Raw genomic sequence first — 16,056 nt, forward strand, 5'->3', positions numbered from 1 at the left:
TTCAATTCTAATCTGGCTGCTGGCCATCATGGGCCAACCATTTGCAATCAGTCAAACTCATTTCCGAAAAGACGGCTTCAAAGGAAGAGTCTTCCGGCGAGCAGGCATAGATGCCGAAATGGATCTTACCGCTGCCTTCATGCAGGTGGCAGATCCGCATTTGCTCAAAATGGACACCATCTTTGGAGTTTTCGATGCAAAAATCACTGCCCCGGCGGCTCAAACGGTAATAGATGGACTTGACGGAGGCAGGAATTTCCTGAGTGGCCCAGTCGGAGTAGCCATGATTGGTCACGACGCTGCCCAGGTGCTGAAAATCTTCATTTTCATATTCAATCGAGCCCTTGATCCAGTTTTCCGAGTCCTGATAGACCACGACACCACACTGGTCAAAACGGGTATGGCTATTGGAAAAGTCTGTCTTTACTGTAAAGGAGAAATACTCTTCCTCCGTGTCCATCAATAGCAAGGGCGCATTGTCATTGACAAAATGGTAATAGGTCTTCTGCCACAAGTCCGTATGGGCCTGGGTGGTGATTCTGATTTCCTGGTCTGAAATCTGGTAGTTTTGGGGTTCCCGAACCCAGTAAAAATCTTTCGTGTTCATTTGATTTCCTTTTGTTTTTAGACTATTATACAGGCAAAAGAAAAAGAAGACAAGTATCTCAACCAACTCTTTCAGGAGCAGGCTGGGGTAATTTTAGGAAGCTTGCAGGCCTTGTATGGCCAAAAGTAATAGGGACTATTCCTCCAAAAATGCAACTAATTCTTTTGAAAATTCTTCTGCGTATTGGAAAATGGAGCCGTGACCTGCATTTGGATAGATGATGAGTTGGCTGTTTTTGATTTTCTCATGCATGATATAAGAGTTTTCAGTCGGAACCTGCATATCCTTATCGCCATTGACAATCAGGGTTGGTTGCGCGATAAAAGTCATATCATCTTGAGGATCTCTACCCCAGCGTTTGATGGCCTTCAGCTGAGTCAAAAATCCTGGAACATTCATGTCCTTGTCTGCATCAGCAGCTTTTCTTTGACCCATACGGCCCAAAACTTTTTCAGCTTCCAGGCGGCCTGCTTCATCGTGATTATAGAAAATGTAGCGTTTGGGATCCACTCGCTTCAGACCAGCCTTCAGCATATAGCGGAAGGTTTTTCCTGTCACCTTATCGACTTCAAGACCGCCACGAGGACCTGTTCCTGCAAGAATCAAGCGGTTGACCAAGGGACTGTCAAGACGAACGATTTCTTGGGCAATAAAACCACCCATAGAAAGACCGAGCAAGTTGATTTTCGTATGCCCCAAAGCCCTGATAATGGCAATGGCCTGCTCTGCCATTCCCGGAATGGTGGATGCCACCTTGCCCTGACTGGCTCCGACGCCAGGCAGGTCTAGGACGATGATGTGCTCTTTTTCAGCCAGTAAGTCTAGCAATTTGGGATCCCAGTTGTCCAAGGTTGCAGCCAAGTGGACCAACATGACCAGGGGCAGTTTGGACTGGCCCTTGCCTAGTTCACGGTAGGCAATCTGCTTGCCCGCGACTGTTATGTATTGATTTTTGCTTGTGATATAAGACATGACTTCTCCTATTTTTCAAAACTGAGGACAGTTTTTCCGCGTGAACGACCGTTGGCCACCTTATCCAGGGCTGCGTTGACTTCTTCAAATGGGTAAACGGTGTCGATGGACGGTTTGATTTCGAGTTGGCTGAAAATATCTGCCACTTCCTGCAGCTGCTGGCCATTGCTTTCAACAAAGATGAAATGGTAGTGCACGCCGTAGCTTTCCGCCATTTTGTCAAACTTGCGACCCACTTGACCAAATAAGATTTGTTTGCATTTTGGCAGGTTCATGCGTTTGGCAAAGGCTCCATTTGGCATGGCCCGAAGGGAAACCAGCTGACCGCCTTTTTTCATGATTGACATTTGTTTTTCGGTTTCTGCACCACCAAGCGTGTCCAGTACATAGTCGATTTGGGAGAGGATTTTAGTATAATCTTCTGTCTTGTAGTCGATAAACTGGTCAGCTCCCAGTGCCAATACTCGCTCTGCATTTGCTCCGTCACCGTTGGTAATGACCTTCAAGCCCTTGGCTTTGGCAATCGGAATGGCCATACCGCCGACACCGCCTGTCCCGCCCGAAATGAAAATGGTCTTGCCAGCCTCAGCCCCCATGAGGTCAAGTGCCTGCATAATAGTCAGGGCTGTCAGGGGAACAGCTGCCGCTTCCACATCTGTCAGATAGGCAGGAACTTTGGTAAGGGCTGTAGCCTCAACTGCTACATACTCGGCAAAGGCACCAATGTTGTCAAGGGGAAGACGGCCAAAGACACGGTCACCGACCGCAAAGCTGGTCACGCCTGAGCCGACCTCTTCGACCAAGCCAACGACCTCATTGCCAGCCGTTTGTGGCAGTTTGTAGGGAACAATCATTTTGACATCTCCGCGAGAAATCATATTGTCCAGAGGATTGACACCTGCTGCGGTCACTTTGACCAGGACTTGGTCTGGTTTGATGTGCGGTTTGGCAATCTCAGTCAGGTTGAGGGCGATATTGTTTTTGTTATAAGATGTGTGTTGTGCTGCTTTCATGGTTTCTCCTTTTATTTAACAACTTGTATCTGATACAGGTCTAACTGTATTCTAAGAAAATCTGACTAAGCCAGTCAGATGCGGTTTTGTTTGGCTTCCGCGTAAAGGTTCTCAATCACATTGTCCAAGCTTTGCTGGGCCAAGTCTTCTTCCAGTTGCTTTTCAACACTGGCAAAAATCGGGCTCACAGCCCCTGCGATATGCTTGCCGACTGGGCAGGCCCGATTGGCGTGCTGGTGCTGCTGAAAGAGTTGGATATGGCTGACTTCCTGAGTCGCAAAGTAGATATCTAATAGCGAGATGTCCTTGGGCTCCTTGCTCAGCTCATAACCTGCCTTGCCCTGCTGGGACTGGATAAGGCCTGCATTTTTCAACAGTGCAATCACCTTACGAATGTAACTGGCATTGGTGCCAACACTCTCCGCCAGAGCCTGCGATGTCATGACATCACTGCTCTCGCTAATCATGGTGAGAATATGCAGGGCTACTGAAAATTTGGTATCCATAGCTGCTCCTTTCTGAACTTGTATCAATTACAAGAACAAGTATAACATGAAGAAATCCACTTGGCAAGGATTTGACTTCAACAATAATTAAGCCAGTCATCAACTGCTCAAAAGGGAGTACACATCAGCAGTTGAGCACACAACCACCCTCTTATTTAATATCATAGAAGGCTGTTCTCCGGGTAGGTTTTCCAATTGGCTCTCTCCACTCCTAGCTGATGGTCTGCAATGCTCAACTGAATTCCAGCTACAATAGCAATAACAAAATGTGGGAAAAATGATATAATAAAAAGGATGAGAAATTAACAAATTAGAATCTGTAACTGGAATTTTTTATATTTTGCGAAGGGAGAATATTGATTAATGTTTGCAATGTTAGGTGCAGTAATATTTGGAGTTATAGCAACTATGACCGTTCTTGTTGCTTGCGGTTTGCCTTTGGGCGAATTTACAATGGGTGGACAACATAAAATCTTACCAAAGAACCTTAGAGTTGCAGCCGTCATTTCGGTGGCTATCCAATTTTTTGCAATGATCATTATTTTACAAGCCGGAGGTTTTATTCCCTTGTGGTTCTCTTTTAAGGTTACTAAATATATTTGTTTCTTCTTTGCTGCTTACCTATCTTTGAATACCATTATGAACATGATTTCAAAAAGTAGGAAAGAAAGATTTGTTATGACCCCACTTTCACTTATAGCCGGAATATGTTTTTGGATAACGGCATTTCAGATGTAGTATATATAATGAAGCTAACCTACAATGTTTTAAATTGCCGGTTTGTCGCACTAAAACAATTAAATAAAATGACTAAGAGGAAGTAAAAGTAAATAGCTGTACTTCCTTTTTTGATGCTTAAAAAATGGAAGAAACGATGGCTTATGTACGATGGGGAATAGTACCTTGTTCTATATTCATAGATTACGCTTAATAAATCGATCAATACTGTCATTCATCACTCGAAGGGCTTGGTGTTCCACTGGATAGTGTCCGCCATTTGGCAACTGGACCACTTCTACTGGTACTTTTGAAATCTGATCCAGAACAGGACGGCTCAATTCATAAGGTGTCCATTTATCCGCATCTGGCTGGGTCAATAAAACCGGAGCAATATCAAAATCCTTGGGAGCAATTTCTGGAACGTAGTTCATGTACGATTGCAAGAAATTGATAGAAGCAAGATTTCCAGCAGATGTCTTATCTTTCATAAATACTTTGAGCAAATCTTTGTCATTGACAAGGGCTGACATTTTTGAAGCAAACCACATGGGCAGCTGAAGACGACCCAAGCCCAAGGCTTTTCCGAGCGTCAACATAGGAACGCCAATTCGTCCCATGAGAACGTGGCTAGTAGTTTGATCTCTGACAATCTGATCCTTTTGATCCAAGAAGGTCATGCCGATAATCCCTTTTACCTTTGGATTGCGGGCTGCAACGTGATAGGTTTCCATACCTCCAGCACTCAAGCCATACAAGAAAATCGGACGGTTATCTCGTGCCAACTCTCTATCAATCAAGGCTGCCCCAATTTCTACCCAATCATCATAGGTGACGTTTTTTCGATTATGAACTTGGGAAACGCCATAAGTCGGCATGTCAATCATAATGGTTTCATAGCCATTTTTCGATTGTGGACCACCGAGAATCATAGAAATTTGTCGGCCGTTTGTTCCTACACCATGAAAGGCAATGATTTTTGCTGGAGCTGCTGGATTTCTAAAGGTATCCAAGTGCAAACGATGTCCCTTGTAATCCCACCATTCTTCCTCAGGTTGATAAGAAGCTGTAAACTGGTAATCAGCTGGCAAGGTTTTCATAATTTCTTTCCAAGTAGTTTGTGTTGCGTAGGTCATTTTTTATCCTCTTTTCGTTTTTATATTTTTAAACATTTCAACATATTTGTGATAAGAAAATTTAAAGTCTTACTTTAAATCCTCCTCTATAGAATGCACCAGATCTTTTAGGATAATCAGCGCCTCTTCTAAGCATATACTGTAATAGCGTTCTTTTCCATCTTTTCGATAGGTGACAAGATCTGCTGAGTAAAGCAATTTCAGATGATGCGAAACCGTTGGTCGAGAAAGCGACATGTGGTCTGTTAATTGATTGACCGTCATCTCTCCCTTATCAAACAAGAGCATCAATAAATCTTGCCGACTCTCATCTTGTAACATGGTAAAAGCTGGAATAGCCTTCCGCAAATACTGCATTGTTTTCTGACTCATTTTTTACCTCGGGTCGAAATGTTTAAACTTATTTAATTTTAAAGTTTTGTATTTGTCAACCCCTTTGCTCAAAAAATCAACAAATTGATAAAAGCCTCCTGCACGAGCTTGAGTTGACATGTCAAATGGAAAAACAAAAACGACAGGTCCCACGTTTTCCTGTCGTTTTTTGCTTGTTAAACAGCTGTCATGTCTTTATGACGGTAAATGGTTTGTGGATTTTCGTTCAGAGCATTTTGGACCATGGCACGCGCAACCTGTTCTGGCCGAATGCCCTTCCAGCCTGCCATAGGACCGACCAGAACTGGGGAGATGACTTGGAAGATTTTGATCCAAATAGCTCCATCCAGCGTCAATCCTTCACGCTTGGGCGCAATCAGCATCGAAGGCCGATAATAGCGGTGAGTGCCGAGATTGAGCTTGAGCAAGTCCTCTTCCAAACGGCCCTTGACCTGTAAATACTTATACCCTATTTTACTATTGGCTCCCATAGCGGAAACGAGATTAAAGCTTTTGACCTTGCCTGCACAGAGTTTTGCAAAATCGTAGGCGTACCCGTAGTCCACCTTTTCAAAATCTTGCCTCTCCCCTGTTCCGATGGCACAAAAGACATCTGACTCCTCTAGAATAGCTGGGTTGACAATAGGATTTTCAAAGTCAATGATGATTTTCTCAATTTCCTGATAGTTGGGAAGTTTGTGAATGGAGGCTCTCCCCAAAACATAAATCTTACGGTAGTGGGGATTGGTCACCAATTCCTGTAAGAGATGACCGCCTACCTCGCCCGTTGCACCTAAGAGTATGGCTGTGTTTGACATGATATTCCTTTCCTAGTGGTCTGCTGAAATAACTTTCTTCGGCTGGGAAATATCCACTGAAACTCGATAAAAATCAGAGTTATTTTTTGTTTTACAAGATAGATTATAGACCTCCACAAGAAGATTTTGAATAACATTTAATCCTTTGTTTTATCATTTTACGCCAAAAAAGCTGAGATTTTGTTCTCAGCTTTGAAAATCAGCGATGTAGTATTAGTATCTTGGCGTGTTAAATAGTATGAGGTCAACCGTTTCCCACCACCACCAACTCACCTGCTCGTGGGGAACAGAGCAAGCCCTTTTTATGAAAAAAGCTGCTGGAGATAGGCATGGCTCGCCAGCTGCTCTCTTGGGTCGAGCATATCTGCCAGATCAATTTCATAGATGCTGGTAGCCTTTGGATTGAGCAAGGGGATAACCCGCTTCCAGTCGATGGACCCTTGGCCCAGAGGCAGACTGTCATGCTCCTGCCCTTTTGAATCAACCAAATGATAGTGCACAATATGGTCTTTCAAATAGGCCAAAGAGTCTTCCAAGGCTTCCTGATTCCCCTTTAGGGCGATAAAAGCGTGGGAAACATCGTAGGCCAGACGGTAGCCGCGCTTAAAAATCTCACGCTCAAGCTCTCTATCCCCAAAGCAAAAGAGAGGGGAAATGGAATTTTCAAACATAATCCGGTCTTTGCCAAAGTCCCGATAAATATCCAGTCTTTGCCAAAGAACTTCCGTAGCTTCTGCCAAACTCCGATAATCTGCAATAAAAGCATGGGTCTGCTTTTCGTAGGAGCCATGAACCAGCACCTGTATATCATACTTAGCAGCCAAATCCAGCAAAGTCCTTGTAGAATAATCGATGAAATCCACTAATTGCGGATGGCAGTCCGCCTTGGCAACCAGCTCCAGCATCTCCCCTCGATAAAATACAGGATGGTGCAGGATGATATCCCGGATGCCTGCATCCTTTACTCTCCTAATCCCCTGTTCCAGCCTAGACAGTCCCTCTTTTGTCAAATCATGCTCCGAGGTATAAAATTCATAGACACTGGGTCGGTATTTCAGACGGCTCTCCATTTGGTCAGGAGCAGCACTTGATTTTAGCCCTAAACGCATACAGCCACCTCCTATCTCTCAAATCCTATTATAACAGATGGGAAGACAATTTTCCTCAGCTTACGCCATTTAAAAAACGAGAGTGGGACATAAATTGGTAATTTCGAAGAAATTCAATTTCGTCAACAAGTCTTTATTTCCAGTTGTTGACCTAAAACGGTCTATCCCCAGACCTTTTGAACTCCCACCTCCGCATAGCTCCAAAGGTTTGGGGAACCTTTGGAGGTTGGAAATAGAGCGAACTTTGTTCGCATCAATCGTATAGGGCTATAAAAGCTGATTTATCAGCGCATTAGAGCCCACTCAACTACTGCGCCATAAGTACCTAAAACAAGTATAAAAGAGTTTGGAACTAATTTTATCCCAAACTCGCTTATCTTATCTAGCCTAACGGTAAAAGAGCAAACAGAGGCAGGCACATGCATAGACCAGGCTATAAGTCAGGTGCAAGGGAATATTCCAACGCAGGTAAAGCTGACGCTGTCGCTCATCAAAGAATCGACCGCTGACAATGGTTTCTTCTGCTTTACCAAATCCGGTCAAGCGGTGACAGAGCAACAAGAATGGCAACGGCAAAAGGGCAGTGAGGGAGGCATAGCTCTGAGCAAACAAGACTGCCAGCAAACCGACTACAAATTGACTGCCCATACAAAAGGCATAACGTTTCGCAATATTTTCCTGCCTGCGAAACACACTGTAATAATCCGAAAAACCTTTATCTCTATGCGTTTTTAGAAGAAAATTATAGTAATGACCGAGGGTCACGCAGTAAGAAAGCATAAAACCAGCAACCATGCCAGTCGCAAGAATGGTCAAGTCATAAATGAGCATAAGCACCTCTTTTGAAACACAGCAATAGGCTACGCTGCCTAGATTTCCAAATCCCGTCCTATAATAAGACCAATCACATTGAAAAGAATAAGACCAACGAGGGCTAATGGAATGTGCCAGAGCGCCAACAGGATTAGAACCAAAAGAACAGCTAGATAAGACAAGGTCCTGGACCAGGGATAGGCTGGCATGTCATTTTCCTCGCACAAGGCATAGTACATGAGGCGGTAAGACAAAGCCCAGAGCATATTTAAGGCTAAAAAGACGATGACTGGTGTAGAATGGCCAGGGTAGTCCGCCATCCAAGAGGAAATGTAAGGGAGGAAGGACTGAATGAGCAGCCAGAGGGCATTGGCCCAAAACACCTTGCGATTGATTGTCTCTGCATAGTGAAATAGGTTGTGGTGCTGAAACCAGACGCCGACTAGAACCACAAAAGACCCCATATAGACGAGGTACGATTCCCAGTTCACCAAGAGGGCATCTAGTCGATAAGATTCGGGTTTTGGAAGCTCCAGTACCAAAATGGTCACCACAATGGCCACAATGGCATCTGTAAAAGCTTCAAATCTTGCTTTATTCATAAGAACTCCTTAACTGATCAATGTTTCCTATTATACTAAAAATATAGCCGTCCGCTATGATTCAGACCAGATAGTTATTGTCCTTATTAGCAACTTCCAGCGTTCTCAGCTCATAAGTCTTATGACCAGACGCAATAAAGGGATCACTTTCAGCCAGTGCAACAGCCTGATCATGGCTATCGGCCTTAAAAACCACCATACCCCCAGGATAATCGCTGAAAGGTCCACACAAGACAAGTTTATTATCAGCCTCTAAGGCCTTCAGATGTTCGACATGGTCTCTGACCAGTTGGTCAGTCAATGCCTTCTGATTTGTCATCAAATACATATACAGCATGACATGTCCTCCTTTATTTTTCAAAGACAATAAGCCTTGTGAAGAATAGTTATTTGCTTTTTTCGAGTAAACTCACTACCTCCACATGATGCGTCTGTGGAAACAAGTCTACGGGCTGTACCTTGGTCAGTTTATAGCCTAACTCTTCGTAGAGCTTGATGTCACGCGCCATGGTGGCTGGATTGCAGGAGATGTAGGTGATCCTGTCAGCTGCTGTCTGACAGCTAGCCTTGATAAAACTTTCGGTCAAGCCTTTTCTCGGTGGATCGACAATGATAAGGCTAGGCTTAATACCTGCCTTAACCCAGTCTGCCATTGCTTGTTCAGCAGTAGCGCAGACATAGGTCACATTAGCAATGCCGTTGTTCTGAGCATTGGTACGCGCATCCTCTACGGCCCTTGCTATAACTTCGACCCCGTAGACATGCTTGACCTGTCTGGCAAGAGAGAGACCAATCGTACCGATTCCCGAATAGGCATCAATGACAATATCATCTGACTTTAAGTCGGAGAAATCAATAGCGGTCTGATAGAGCAACTCTGCCATTTCAGTATTAACCTGGTAGAAAGACTGGGCTGAGATTGCATAAGTATTGCCTAAAAGTCTGTCTGAAATCGTCTCAGTACCATAAAGAGTCCGATAGTCCGGCCCTAAGATTGTATTGGTATTGCGGTCATTGATATTTTGAATGACGGACTTAAGCATAGGGAAGGCTCCGGTCAGTTCTTCAATCAGCTGCTCAATGCGGAAAATTTTCGGACGGGTGGTGACCAAAACTAGCATTAACTCTCCACTGTAATGGCCGCGGCGAACAAGAATATTGCGAATCAGGCCCGATTGCGCCTTCTCATCATAAGGTTTAAGATCAAAACGACGGAGCAGGTCTCGGGTTGCATTAATCAAGGCATCAATCTCTGGATGTTGGATATAATAATCCGAGATTGGCATCAAGTCATGCGAATGCTTACGGAAAAAACCTGTCTCTAGCTGGCCTTTAATTCGGCGAACAGGCACCTGAGCCTTGTTGCGGTAGGCAACAGGATGGGACATACCCAGCGTTTCCAATACCTTGACATCCTCTATTCCAGCCGTCTTGTAAAGGCTGTCAGCCACCTGCTTCTGCTTGAACAGGAGCTGCTCTGAGTAAGCCAAATGCCCCAAATCAGCAATTCCTGTTCTTAAATAGGCCAAATCCAAGTCTTCATTTCGATGGGGCGACTTGACCAGGTACTCCTCCACCTTGCCATAGCCCATTTTTTTCTTGCTTTTCAGAACCCGCATCTGAACTTTTTCACCCGGCAAAACATTTTCAATAAAAAAGACCATGCCGTCTACCTTAGCCACCCCTTGACCTTCATGACTTAAATCAATAATCTCTACAGGAATAATGTCATTTTTTTCTAGCATATTTTCTCCAATTAATAAAAGGCGTCCTAGTCACCTAGTCGCCTTTTATTATATCATATTAGCGCAAGCCTAGCTCTGATAGTTTTTGCTGATACTTATCAAAATCAATCGCCAGAGCCTGTCCGCCGTACATATCGTAATCGTCAATCCAATCCCCATTCTCAGGAATCGTCATCTGTTCCACACCGCCTTTTCCGCTGGTCAAAGCCGACAGGCCGTTGGTCAGCAAGAAGCTATAAGACACATTGGTCGATGTTAGAGCATAGATTTTCCCCAGCGCTGCTGAGCCGGTAAAGAGCTTGGTCGGATCTTTAACCTGAGACATTACGGCTGACATAACCTGCTGCTGCCGTTTGGTCCGGCCATAGTCGCCCTCATCATCCTTACGGAAGCGCGCATAGTTGAGCAGGGTTCTGCCATCCATCTTCTGCTTGCCGACATGAATCGTCTGATTGGGCACCACGCCGTCTTTCATATTAAGATCATCTGGTACTTCGACAGAGTCTACGGCAACACCATCAACCGTTGAGAACTTCGCATTAATGGTGACGCCATTTGGAAAGAGGGTATCAATAGCCTCCGCAAATGTCTCAAAATCGACCATCATATAATATTTAATGTCAATGTCAAAATTATTTTTCAGGGTTTGACGCATGAGCTCAGCCCCTTGGTTATTATTTTGCTCACCAATATTAAAGGCAGAGTTGAGCTTACTGTCATAATAGCCTTCCGTGCTGACACCCGGAATATTAACCAAGGTATCCCGCATAAAGCTGACCATTTTAACCTTTTTATCCTTATTACCGACATTGACCACCATAATCGTATCGGTTCTGGCCTCCGAAGAACCTTGGGTAATCCTTTGGTCACTTCCCAGAATAAGGATGTTTGTCCCATCCTTAGTGTCCTGTCCCTTAAAGACTTCCGTCATGGCGGCTTTATAATTCTTATTATTGCCTGATGAAATATCATTCATGCCTTTGAAGAACATAAAAATCATACCGGCCAGAGTCAGCAGCAGCAAGACTCCTGCCCACTTCAAAATGGTTTTAAAGCGAATCCGCTCTTTAGCTTTGGGTGCTTTAAATTTTCCTGAAGAAGAGGCCGCCAAAGCAGCTTTTCTTGCCTTACGGCTTTCACGCTTGGGCTCTTGATCAACATAGACCGGGAGACCTTGATCTGTATACTGACTATCCTCGTCCCAGTAATCTTCTTCCTGATAATAACTGTCTGCTGCATCATCATAGTCCGTTTGATAATCATAGCTATTATCATACCGATTATCCTGATAAGGAGACCTGTAAGGGGCTTGATAGTTATTCTCGACCTGACGCGCTTCAATCTTTCGTCTCAGGTAATCAAACTCAGCCTGTTCTCTGGCAGTCAGATAAGCCAGGTTTCTAAGCAGGTACTCATAGCGCAGCTGTTCGTGGCGGGCTGTTTTCCCATTATCATTCGTCATATTACTTCTCTATATCATCTTTTCATTTATAGCTGATAAACAGCATAGTTACCAAGAATTTTATACTGAATTCCAATACTTGTCAACTCTTGGAGGGCAAATGATACCAATTCTTCATTCCGATTTTCAAAATCAATAATAAAGAAATACTCTCCTAAAATAGTCTTCAGCGGACGGCTTTCAATCTTGGTCAAATCAATTCCTCGCCAAGCAAAAGTAGATAAGGCCTTATAAAGCGCACCGGGCAGATTGTCCGGCAGCGTTAAGGCAATCGTAATCTTTTGATCTTCCTGCTTCAAGGAAATATCTGGCCGACGGTGACCCAACACCCAGAAGCGGGTGTAATTTTCATCAATTTCCTGGATGTCTTTAGCGATGATAGACAGGCCGTACTCGGCTGCCGCAGAATGCGGAGCGATAGCTGCAAAATTCTTCTGAGGATGGGACGCCACAAAACGCGCCGCATAAGCTGTACTGGCGGTCATCTCAATCAGGGCATCTGGATAATACTGGCGGATATACTTCTTCCCTTGGGCAATGGCCTGAGGATGCGAAAAAATCTTATCGATTTTCTTATCCTTAGAGGTCGCCATCAACTGTTGTTTGATAGGCAGGATAATTTCCGCAACAGCCTCAATCTCAGCCTGATGAAAAAGATAGTCCGAAGTCTCATGAACACTGCCTTCAATCGAATTTTCCACCGGAACAATGGCGTACTCAACCTTTCCGGTTTCATAAGCCTTGATAACTTCTGTAATATTTTCAAAAGGCAGGAGGTCAGCCTCTGGAAACGCATGAAAAGCTACGTTATGCGTAAAAGAGCCTTTGGGTCCTAAAAAGCCTACAAACATCTAATCATCTCCGCAATTTCTTCAGGTGTCTTATCCTTAACATCTATGATATGTGTCGCCACATCGGTGTACATTTTTTGGCGACCATCAAAAATCTTCTTGAATTCCTCTTTGGTATTATTCAGATAAAGCGGGCGGTGCATTTCCTTATCGTTTTCAATCCGTTTGTAAAGTGTCTCAAAATCGAGTTTTAAGAAAATATTATAGTCGTTTTCGGACAGCAAGTCACGATTGTGCGGATTGACCACAATACCTCCCCCAGGAGAGATGATGGCATCTTCTTTGGCCAATAATTCTTCCAAGGTCTGGGTTTCAACTTTCCGAAAGGCGGCTTCTCCTTCTTTAGCAAAGAAATCATTGATAGACATGCCAATTTTGTCCGTAATGATTTCGTCCATATCGTGAAAATCAGGATCTAATACACGACCGATTGTGGTCTTACCAGCTCCCATAAAGCCTAAAAGTATGATTGTTTTAGTCATGTCTAATGATTTCCTCCAGATCTGCAAAGAAACTTGGGTAGCTCGTATTGATGGCTTCTGCTCTTTCCAAGTCAACTTCTCCTTCTGTCACCAGCAAGGCAGCAATAGCCGTCATCATGCCAATGCGGTGATCGCCAAAGGTATTGACCTTCGCGCCATGAAGCGGTGTTTTCCCCTCAATAATCATACCATCTGCTGTCGGGGTTATATGAGCTCCCATGGCGTTCAAAGCATCTGCAACGACCTGAATGCGGTCTGTTTCCTTGACCTTTAATTCCTCAGCATCTCTGATAACTGTCCGGCCTTGTGCCTGTGTTGCTAAAAGAGCAATGACCGGCAGCTCATCAATCAGGCGCGGTATGATATCGCCACCAATTTCAGTGCCATGTAATTCCGATGTTTCAACAGTGATGGTTGCTGATTTCGCCAACTCATCAACCTCTGACAGACTTAAACGGCCTCCCATGGCCTCAATGACTTCCAGAATTCCTGTCCGTGTCTCGTTGATGCCGACATTTTTCAAAATGAGTTTGGCATTTGGCACCACAAGCCCTGCTACCAGCCAGAAAGCTGCGCTGGAAATATCCCCAGGCACCAAAATATCCTGAGCAATGAACTCCTGCCCTCCGGAAATACGGATTTCTTTCCCATCAACCTGAATCTCTCCGCCAAATTGCCTAATCATATCTTCTGTATGGTTGCGGGTCTTCTCTTTTTCAATAATGACACTTTCCCCTTCTGCCTGTAAGGCCGCGAAGATGAGAGCGGATTTGACTTGAGCAGAAGCAACCGGCAGCTGGTAACGGATTGGTTTTAGGTGCCTGCTGCCCTTCAATGTCAACGGTGGGAGGTCGCGATCCGTCTGACCTGAGATGGATGCTCCCATTTGTCTCAGCGGAATGGTCACACGATCCATTGGACGTTTTGAGAGGCTGTCATCTCCAAACATTTCCACTTTGAAGTCTTGGCCGGCCAAAAAACCTGAAATCAAACGAATAGATGTTCCTGAATTTCCCATATCAAGTGCTTTTCGAGGCGCTTTTAGGCCATCAAAGCCCACTCCATGAATTTCCACAAGGTCTCCCTTGTCTTCAATGTTAACGCCCAGTTCACGAAACACCTGTATGGTAGATAAGACATCTTCCCCCCGCAGAATATCATGAACTTTGGTCACGCCCTTAGCCAGACTGCCAAACATAATTGAACGGTGGCTGATTGACTTATCGCCGGGAATTCGCAGACTTCCCTCTAAAGCTGTTGCATTTGTTTTTAGTTTCATCTATCGCTCCAAAAAGATACTTTCCCTCTATTTTACCATAATTTCACTGCAAAAAAACCATCATTTCTGATGGTTTCCAAATTTTAGAGTATGTTGTCCTTATCATCCTGTTAAATCAAATCCTGTAAAGGTTTGAAGACAATGCGTTCAATGTCAGCCATATAAACCGACAAGGCCTGCTGCGCATCAAAATAAGATTTTAAAACAGGGTTTTCTTCAATACGCTTGCCAAAGCTCTGCATCTCTTCTTGGTCTTTTTCGGTAGGCGCCTGCCCTGCCTGCATCAAACCTTGAAGTTTAGACTGAAAATCAATAAATTCTTTTAAAAGAGCGGAAGCCGTCTGATCGGCATCTACTTTTTGCTTGCTCTCAGCAACTGCCTTGTATTCTGGCAAGTCACAGATACCACGTTCCAAGTTGTTAGCTAAATCATAAACATTAACGGTCATTTTTTCTCCTTTTAATCTAAATAAACATGATAGTCAGTATGCTGACTGATTAACGTTTGAGCATGAAGCAGATCACTTTCGGACTTAAAGGAAATCTGCAGGATACCATTGATATCGTCCCGATTTTCTTCATTGATGTGAACATTGACAAGCGAAGTTCCTCTTAGCAGCTCCAAGATTTGCAAGATGACATCTTCTTCATCGGGAACATCTACAAAGAGATCGTAGAAACTGTCAACGCCAGCCCGTTTATGAATTTCCATTTCTTTGCGTTTACGGCGTCCCGCATCAAAAAAGTGCCAGATGGCTTCTTCATCTTTCTGCCCAATCAGTTCTGCCACGGCATCCAGGCGATTTTTGAAATCCGTCAACCGTTCAAGGACCGCATCGGAATTGCTCAACAGAATGCTGGTCCACATCCCAGGTTCACTTTCTGCAATCCTAGTCATATCCCTGAAGCCACCTGCAGCAAAATGATTGGTCAGCTCATGTCCATTGGCATAATCACCGGCTTGTTCCATCAAGGCTGAGGCTAAGATGTGGGGAAAATGGCTAATCTGGCTAGTTACCAAATCATGCTCCGCTGCTTCAACCTCAATAAACCGTGCCTTGAGCCCTAATAAAAGATCTTTTAAACGAGGGATTGTCTCCTCCCGTGTCAGACGGGTCGGGCTAAAAATATAATAAGCATTTTCAAAGAGGTGGACATTGGCTGCAATTGCCCCCGTTTTATGACTGCCAGCCATGGGATGACTGCCGACAAATTGGACTTTGTCAGCCGGCAAGTATTTTTCTGCCGCTTGGATAATCTTTAACTTGGTTGAGCCGGCGTCTGTGATAATTACATTTTCTTTCAGGTCTAGTTGAGCTAAAACCTTAATAAAGTCAATGGTTTGCTTGATGGGAACGGCCAGAATAATCACATCGGCCAGAGGTGCAAATGCTTTAAAATCGGCAGTCGCCTCGTCTACAATCCCTCTTTCTAACGCAATTTGACGCGATTGATCAGACCGATTATAGCCTAAAATCTTGTAATCTGGGTGCTGACGCCGAATTCCCAGAGCCAGCGAAGCACCGATCAGCCCCATACCTGCAATGTAAACAACTTTTTCTTCCATTTTTC

The 16,056-nt window shown here is 44.3% G+C and carries 19 protein-coding genes; 1 reads left to right on the plus strand and 18 read right to left on the minus strand.

Annotated features, from left to right (window positions below; genetic code table 11):
- Positions 1-7 precede the first annotated feature (7 nt).
- From A3GY_RS0103610 to A3GY_RS0103625, 4 genes are all read right to left on the minus strand, one after another.
- Positions 8-607, minus strand: a complete 600-nt coding sequence (locus tag A3GY_RS0103610) for a DUF1349 domain-containing protein (RefSeq protein WP_018030044.1) — start codon at positions 605-607, stop codon at positions 8-10.
- Between the two features lie 135 nt (positions 608-742).
- Positions 743-1,579 (minus strand): alpha/beta fold hydrolase, encoded by an 837-nt coding sequence (locus tag A3GY_RS0103615; RefSeq protein WP_018030045.1) that lies wholly within the window; start codon positions 1,577-1,579, stop codon positions 743-745.
- Between the two features lie 8 nt (positions 1,580-1,587).
- On the minus strand, positions 1,588-2,592 hold the full coding sequence (locus tag A3GY_RS0103620) for an NADP-dependent oxidoreductase (RefSeq protein ID WP_018030046.1): 1,005 nt from the start codon (positions 2,590-2,592) through the stop codon (positions 1,588-1,590).
- A 74-nt stretch (positions 2,593-2,666) separates the two neighbouring features.
- Entirely contained in the window at positions 2,667-3,098 is a 432-nt protein-coding gene (locus A3GY_RS0103625; protein ID WP_018030047.1) for an Rrf2 family transcriptional regulator, read from the minus strand.
- Between the two features lie 363 nt (positions 3,099-3,461).
- Between A3GY_RS0103625 and A3GY_RS0103630 the strand changes: the two genes are divergently transcribed.
- The gene (locus A3GY_RS0103630) at positions 3,462-3,836 is read left to right on the plus strand and encodes a hypothetical protein (protein WP_018030048.1); all 375 of its coding nucleotides are present in this window, start codon (positions 3,462-3,464) and stop codon (positions 3,834-3,836) included.
- Between the two features lie 176 nt (positions 3,837-4,012).
- Here A3GY_RS0103630 and A3GY_RS0103635 read toward each other — a convergent pair whose 3' ends face one another.
- From A3GY_RS0103635 to A3GY_RS0103705, 14 genes are all read right to left on the minus strand, one after another.
- Positions 4,013-4,951, minus strand: coding sequence for an alpha/beta hydrolase (locus A3GY_RS0103635; protein ID WP_018030049.1), 939 nt, complete (start codon positions 4,949-4,951; stop codon positions 4,013-4,015).
- A 69-nt stretch (positions 4,952-5,020) separates the two neighbouring features.
- Positions 5,021-5,323 (minus strand): ArsR/SmtB family transcription factor, encoded by a 303-nt coding sequence (locus A3GY_RS0103640; protein WP_018030050.1) that lies wholly within the window; start codon positions 5,321-5,323, stop codon positions 5,021-5,023.
- A 176-nt stretch (positions 5,324-5,499) separates the two neighbouring features.
- A complete protein-coding gene (locus A3GY_RS0103650; protein ID WP_018030052.1) occupies positions 5,500-6,141 on the minus strand; it encodes a Rossmann-fold NAD(P)-binding domain-containing protein in 642 nt (213 codons plus the stop codon).
- 302 nt (positions 6,142-6,443) lie between these two features.
- Positions 6,444-7,250, minus strand: a complete 807-nt coding sequence (locus A3GY_RS0103655; protein WP_018030053.1) for a sugar phosphate isomerase/epimerase family protein — start codon at positions 7,248-7,250, stop codon at positions 6,444-6,446.
- Positions 7,251-7,637: 387 nt separating this feature from the next.
- On the minus strand, positions 7,638-8,081 hold the full coding sequence (locus A3GY_RS0103660) for a hypothetical protein (protein ID WP_018030054.1): 444 nt from the start codon (positions 8,079-8,081) through the stop codon (positions 7,638-7,640).
- A 38-nt stretch (positions 8,082-8,119) separates the two neighbouring features.
- Positions 8,120-8,665 (minus strand): TMEM175 family protein, encoded by a 546-nt coding sequence (locus tag A3GY_RS0103665; RefSeq protein ID WP_018030055.1) that lies wholly within the window; start codon positions 8,663-8,665, stop codon positions 8,120-8,122.
- Between the two features lie 61 nt (positions 8,666-8,726).
- Positions 8,727-9,002: a YciI family protein gene (locus A3GY_RS0103670; protein WP_018030056.1), complete on the minus strand. Its 276-nt coding sequence runs from the start codon at positions 9,000-9,002 to the stop codon at positions 8,727-8,729.
- Positions 9,003-9,051: 49 nt separating this feature from the next.
- The gene (rlmD, locus tag A3GY_RS0103675; protein WP_018030057.1) at positions 9,052-10,410 is read right to left on the minus strand and encodes a 23S rRNA (uracil(1939)-C(5))-methyltransferase RlmD; all 1,359 of its coding nucleotides are present in this window, start codon (positions 10,408-10,410) and stop codon (positions 9,052-9,054) included.
- 58 nt (positions 10,411-10,468) lie between these two features.
- Positions 10,469-11,872, minus strand: a complete 1,404-nt coding sequence (locus A3GY_RS0103680; RefSeq protein ID WP_018030058.1) for an LCP family protein — start codon at positions 11,870-11,872, stop codon at positions 10,469-10,471.
- 26 nt (positions 11,873-11,898) lie between these two features.
- The gene (pheA, locus tag A3GY_RS0103685) at positions 11,899-12,723 is read right to left on the minus strand and encodes a prephenate dehydratase (RefSeq protein WP_018030059.1); all 825 of its coding nucleotides are present in this window, start codon (positions 12,721-12,723) and stop codon (positions 11,899-11,901) included.
- Entirely contained in the window at positions 12,714-13,205 is a 492-nt protein-coding gene (locus tag A3GY_RS0103690) for a shikimate kinase (RefSeq protein ID WP_018030060.1), read from the minus strand. Before A3GY_RS0103690 ends, pheA begins: the two co-directional genes overlap by 10 nt.
- Positions 13,198-14,484, minus strand: coding sequence for a 3-phosphoshikimate 1-carboxyvinyltransferase (gene aroA, locus A3GY_RS0103695; protein WP_018030061.1), 1,287 nt, complete (start codon positions 14,482-14,484; stop codon positions 13,198-13,200). Before aroA ends, A3GY_RS0103690 begins: the two co-directional genes overlap by 8 nt.
- 110 nt (positions 14,485-14,594) lie before the next feature.
- Positions 14,595-14,933 carry a YlbF/YmcA family competence regulator gene (locus tag A3GY_RS0103700; protein WP_018030062.1) on the minus strand — a complete coding sequence of 113 codons (339 nt, stop codon included), beginning with the start codon at positions 14,931-14,933 and terminating at the stop codon, positions 14,595-14,597.
- Between the two features lie 11 nt (positions 14,934-14,944).
- Positions 14,945-16,051: a prephenate dehydrogenase gene (locus A3GY_RS0103705; RefSeq protein ID WP_018030063.1), complete on the minus strand. Its 1,107-nt coding sequence runs from the start codon at positions 16,049-16,051 to the stop codon at positions 14,945-14,947.
- Between the last annotated feature and the right edge of the window lie 5 nt (positions 16,052-16,056).

This window comes from Streptococcus ferus DSM 20646 (assembly GCF_000372425.1).
GTDB lineage: Bacteria > Bacillota > Bacilli > Lactobacillales > Streptococcaceae > Streptococcus > Streptococcus ferus.

Excerpts from the sequence above, each read along its gene's own strand:
- A3GY_RS0103620 (WP_018030046.1), bottom strand. The coding sequence starts at position 2,592 with ATGAAAGCAGCACAACACACATCTTATAACAAAAACAATATCGCCCTC.
- A3GY_RS0103670 (WP_018030056.1), bottom strand. The coding sequence starts at position 9,002 with ATGCTGTATATGTATTTGATGACAAATCAGAAGGCATTGACTGACCAA.
- A3GY_RS0103625 (WP_018030047.1), bottom strand. The coding sequence starts at position 3,098 with ATGGATACCAAATTTTCAGTAGCCCTGCATATTCTCACCATGATTAGC.
- A3GY_RS0103615 (WP_018030045.1), bottom strand. The coding sequence starts at position 1,579 with ATGTCTTATATCACAAGCAAAAATCAATACATAACAGTCGCGGGCAAG.
- A3GY_RS0103705 (WP_018030063.1), bottom strand. The coding sequence starts at position 16,051 with ATGGAAGAAAAAGTTGTTTACATTGCAGGTATGGGGCTGATCGGTGCT.
- A3GY_RS0103680 (WP_018030058.1), bottom strand. The coding sequence starts at position 11,872 with ATGACGAATGATAATGGGAAAACAGCCCGCCACGAACAGCTGCGCTAT.
- A3GY_RS0103630 (WP_018030048.1), top strand. The coding sequence starts at position 3,462 with ATGTTTGCAATGTTAGGTGCAGTAATATTTGGAGTTATAGCAACTATG.
- pheA (WP_018030059.1), bottom strand. The coding sequence starts at position 12,723 with ATGTTTGTAGGCTTTTTAGGACCCAAAGGCTCTTTTACGCATAACGTA.
- A3GY_RS0103635 (WP_018030049.1), bottom strand. The coding sequence starts at position 4,951 with ATGACCTACGCAACACAAACTACTTGGAAAGAAATTATGAAAACCTTG.
- A3GY_RS0103660 (WP_018030054.1), bottom strand. The coding sequence starts at position 8,081 with ATGCTCATTTATGACTTGACCATTCTTGCGACTGGCATGGTTGCTGGT.
- A3GY_RS0103640 (WP_018030050.1), bottom strand. The coding sequence starts at position 5,323 with ATGAGTCAGAAAACAATGCAGTATTTGCGGAAGGCTATTCCAGCTTTT.
- A3GY_RS0103610 (WP_018030044.1), bottom strand. The coding sequence starts at position 607 with ATGAACACGAAAGATTTTTACTGGGTTCGGGAACCCCAAAACTACCAG.
- aroA (WP_018030061.1), bottom strand. The coding sequence starts at position 14,484 with ATGAAACTAAAAACAAATGCAACAGCTTTAGAGGGAAGTCTGCGAATT.
- A3GY_RS0103700 (WP_018030062.1), bottom strand. The coding sequence starts at position 14,933 with ATGACCGTTAATGTTTATGATTTAGCTAACAACTTGGAACGTGGTATC.
- A3GY_RS0103665 (WP_018030055.1), bottom strand. The coding sequence starts at position 8,665 with ATGAATAAAGCAAGATTTGAAGCTTTTACAGATGCCATTGTGGCCATT.
- A3GY_RS0103690 (WP_018030060.1), bottom strand. The coding sequence starts at position 13,205 with ATGACTAAAACAATCATACTTTTAGGCTTTATGGGAGCTGGTAAGACC.
- A3GY_RS0103655 (WP_018030053.1), bottom strand. The coding sequence starts at position 7,250 with ATGCGTTTAGGGCTAAAATCAAGTGCTGCTCCTGACCAAATGGAGAGC.
- A3GY_RS0103650 (WP_018030052.1), bottom strand. The coding sequence starts at position 6,141 with ATGTCAAACACAGCCATACTCTTAGGTGCAACGGGCGAGGTAGGCGGT.
- rlmD (WP_018030057.1), bottom strand. The coding sequence starts at position 10,410 with ATGCTAGAAAAAAATGACATTATTCCTGTAGAGATTATTGATTTAAGT.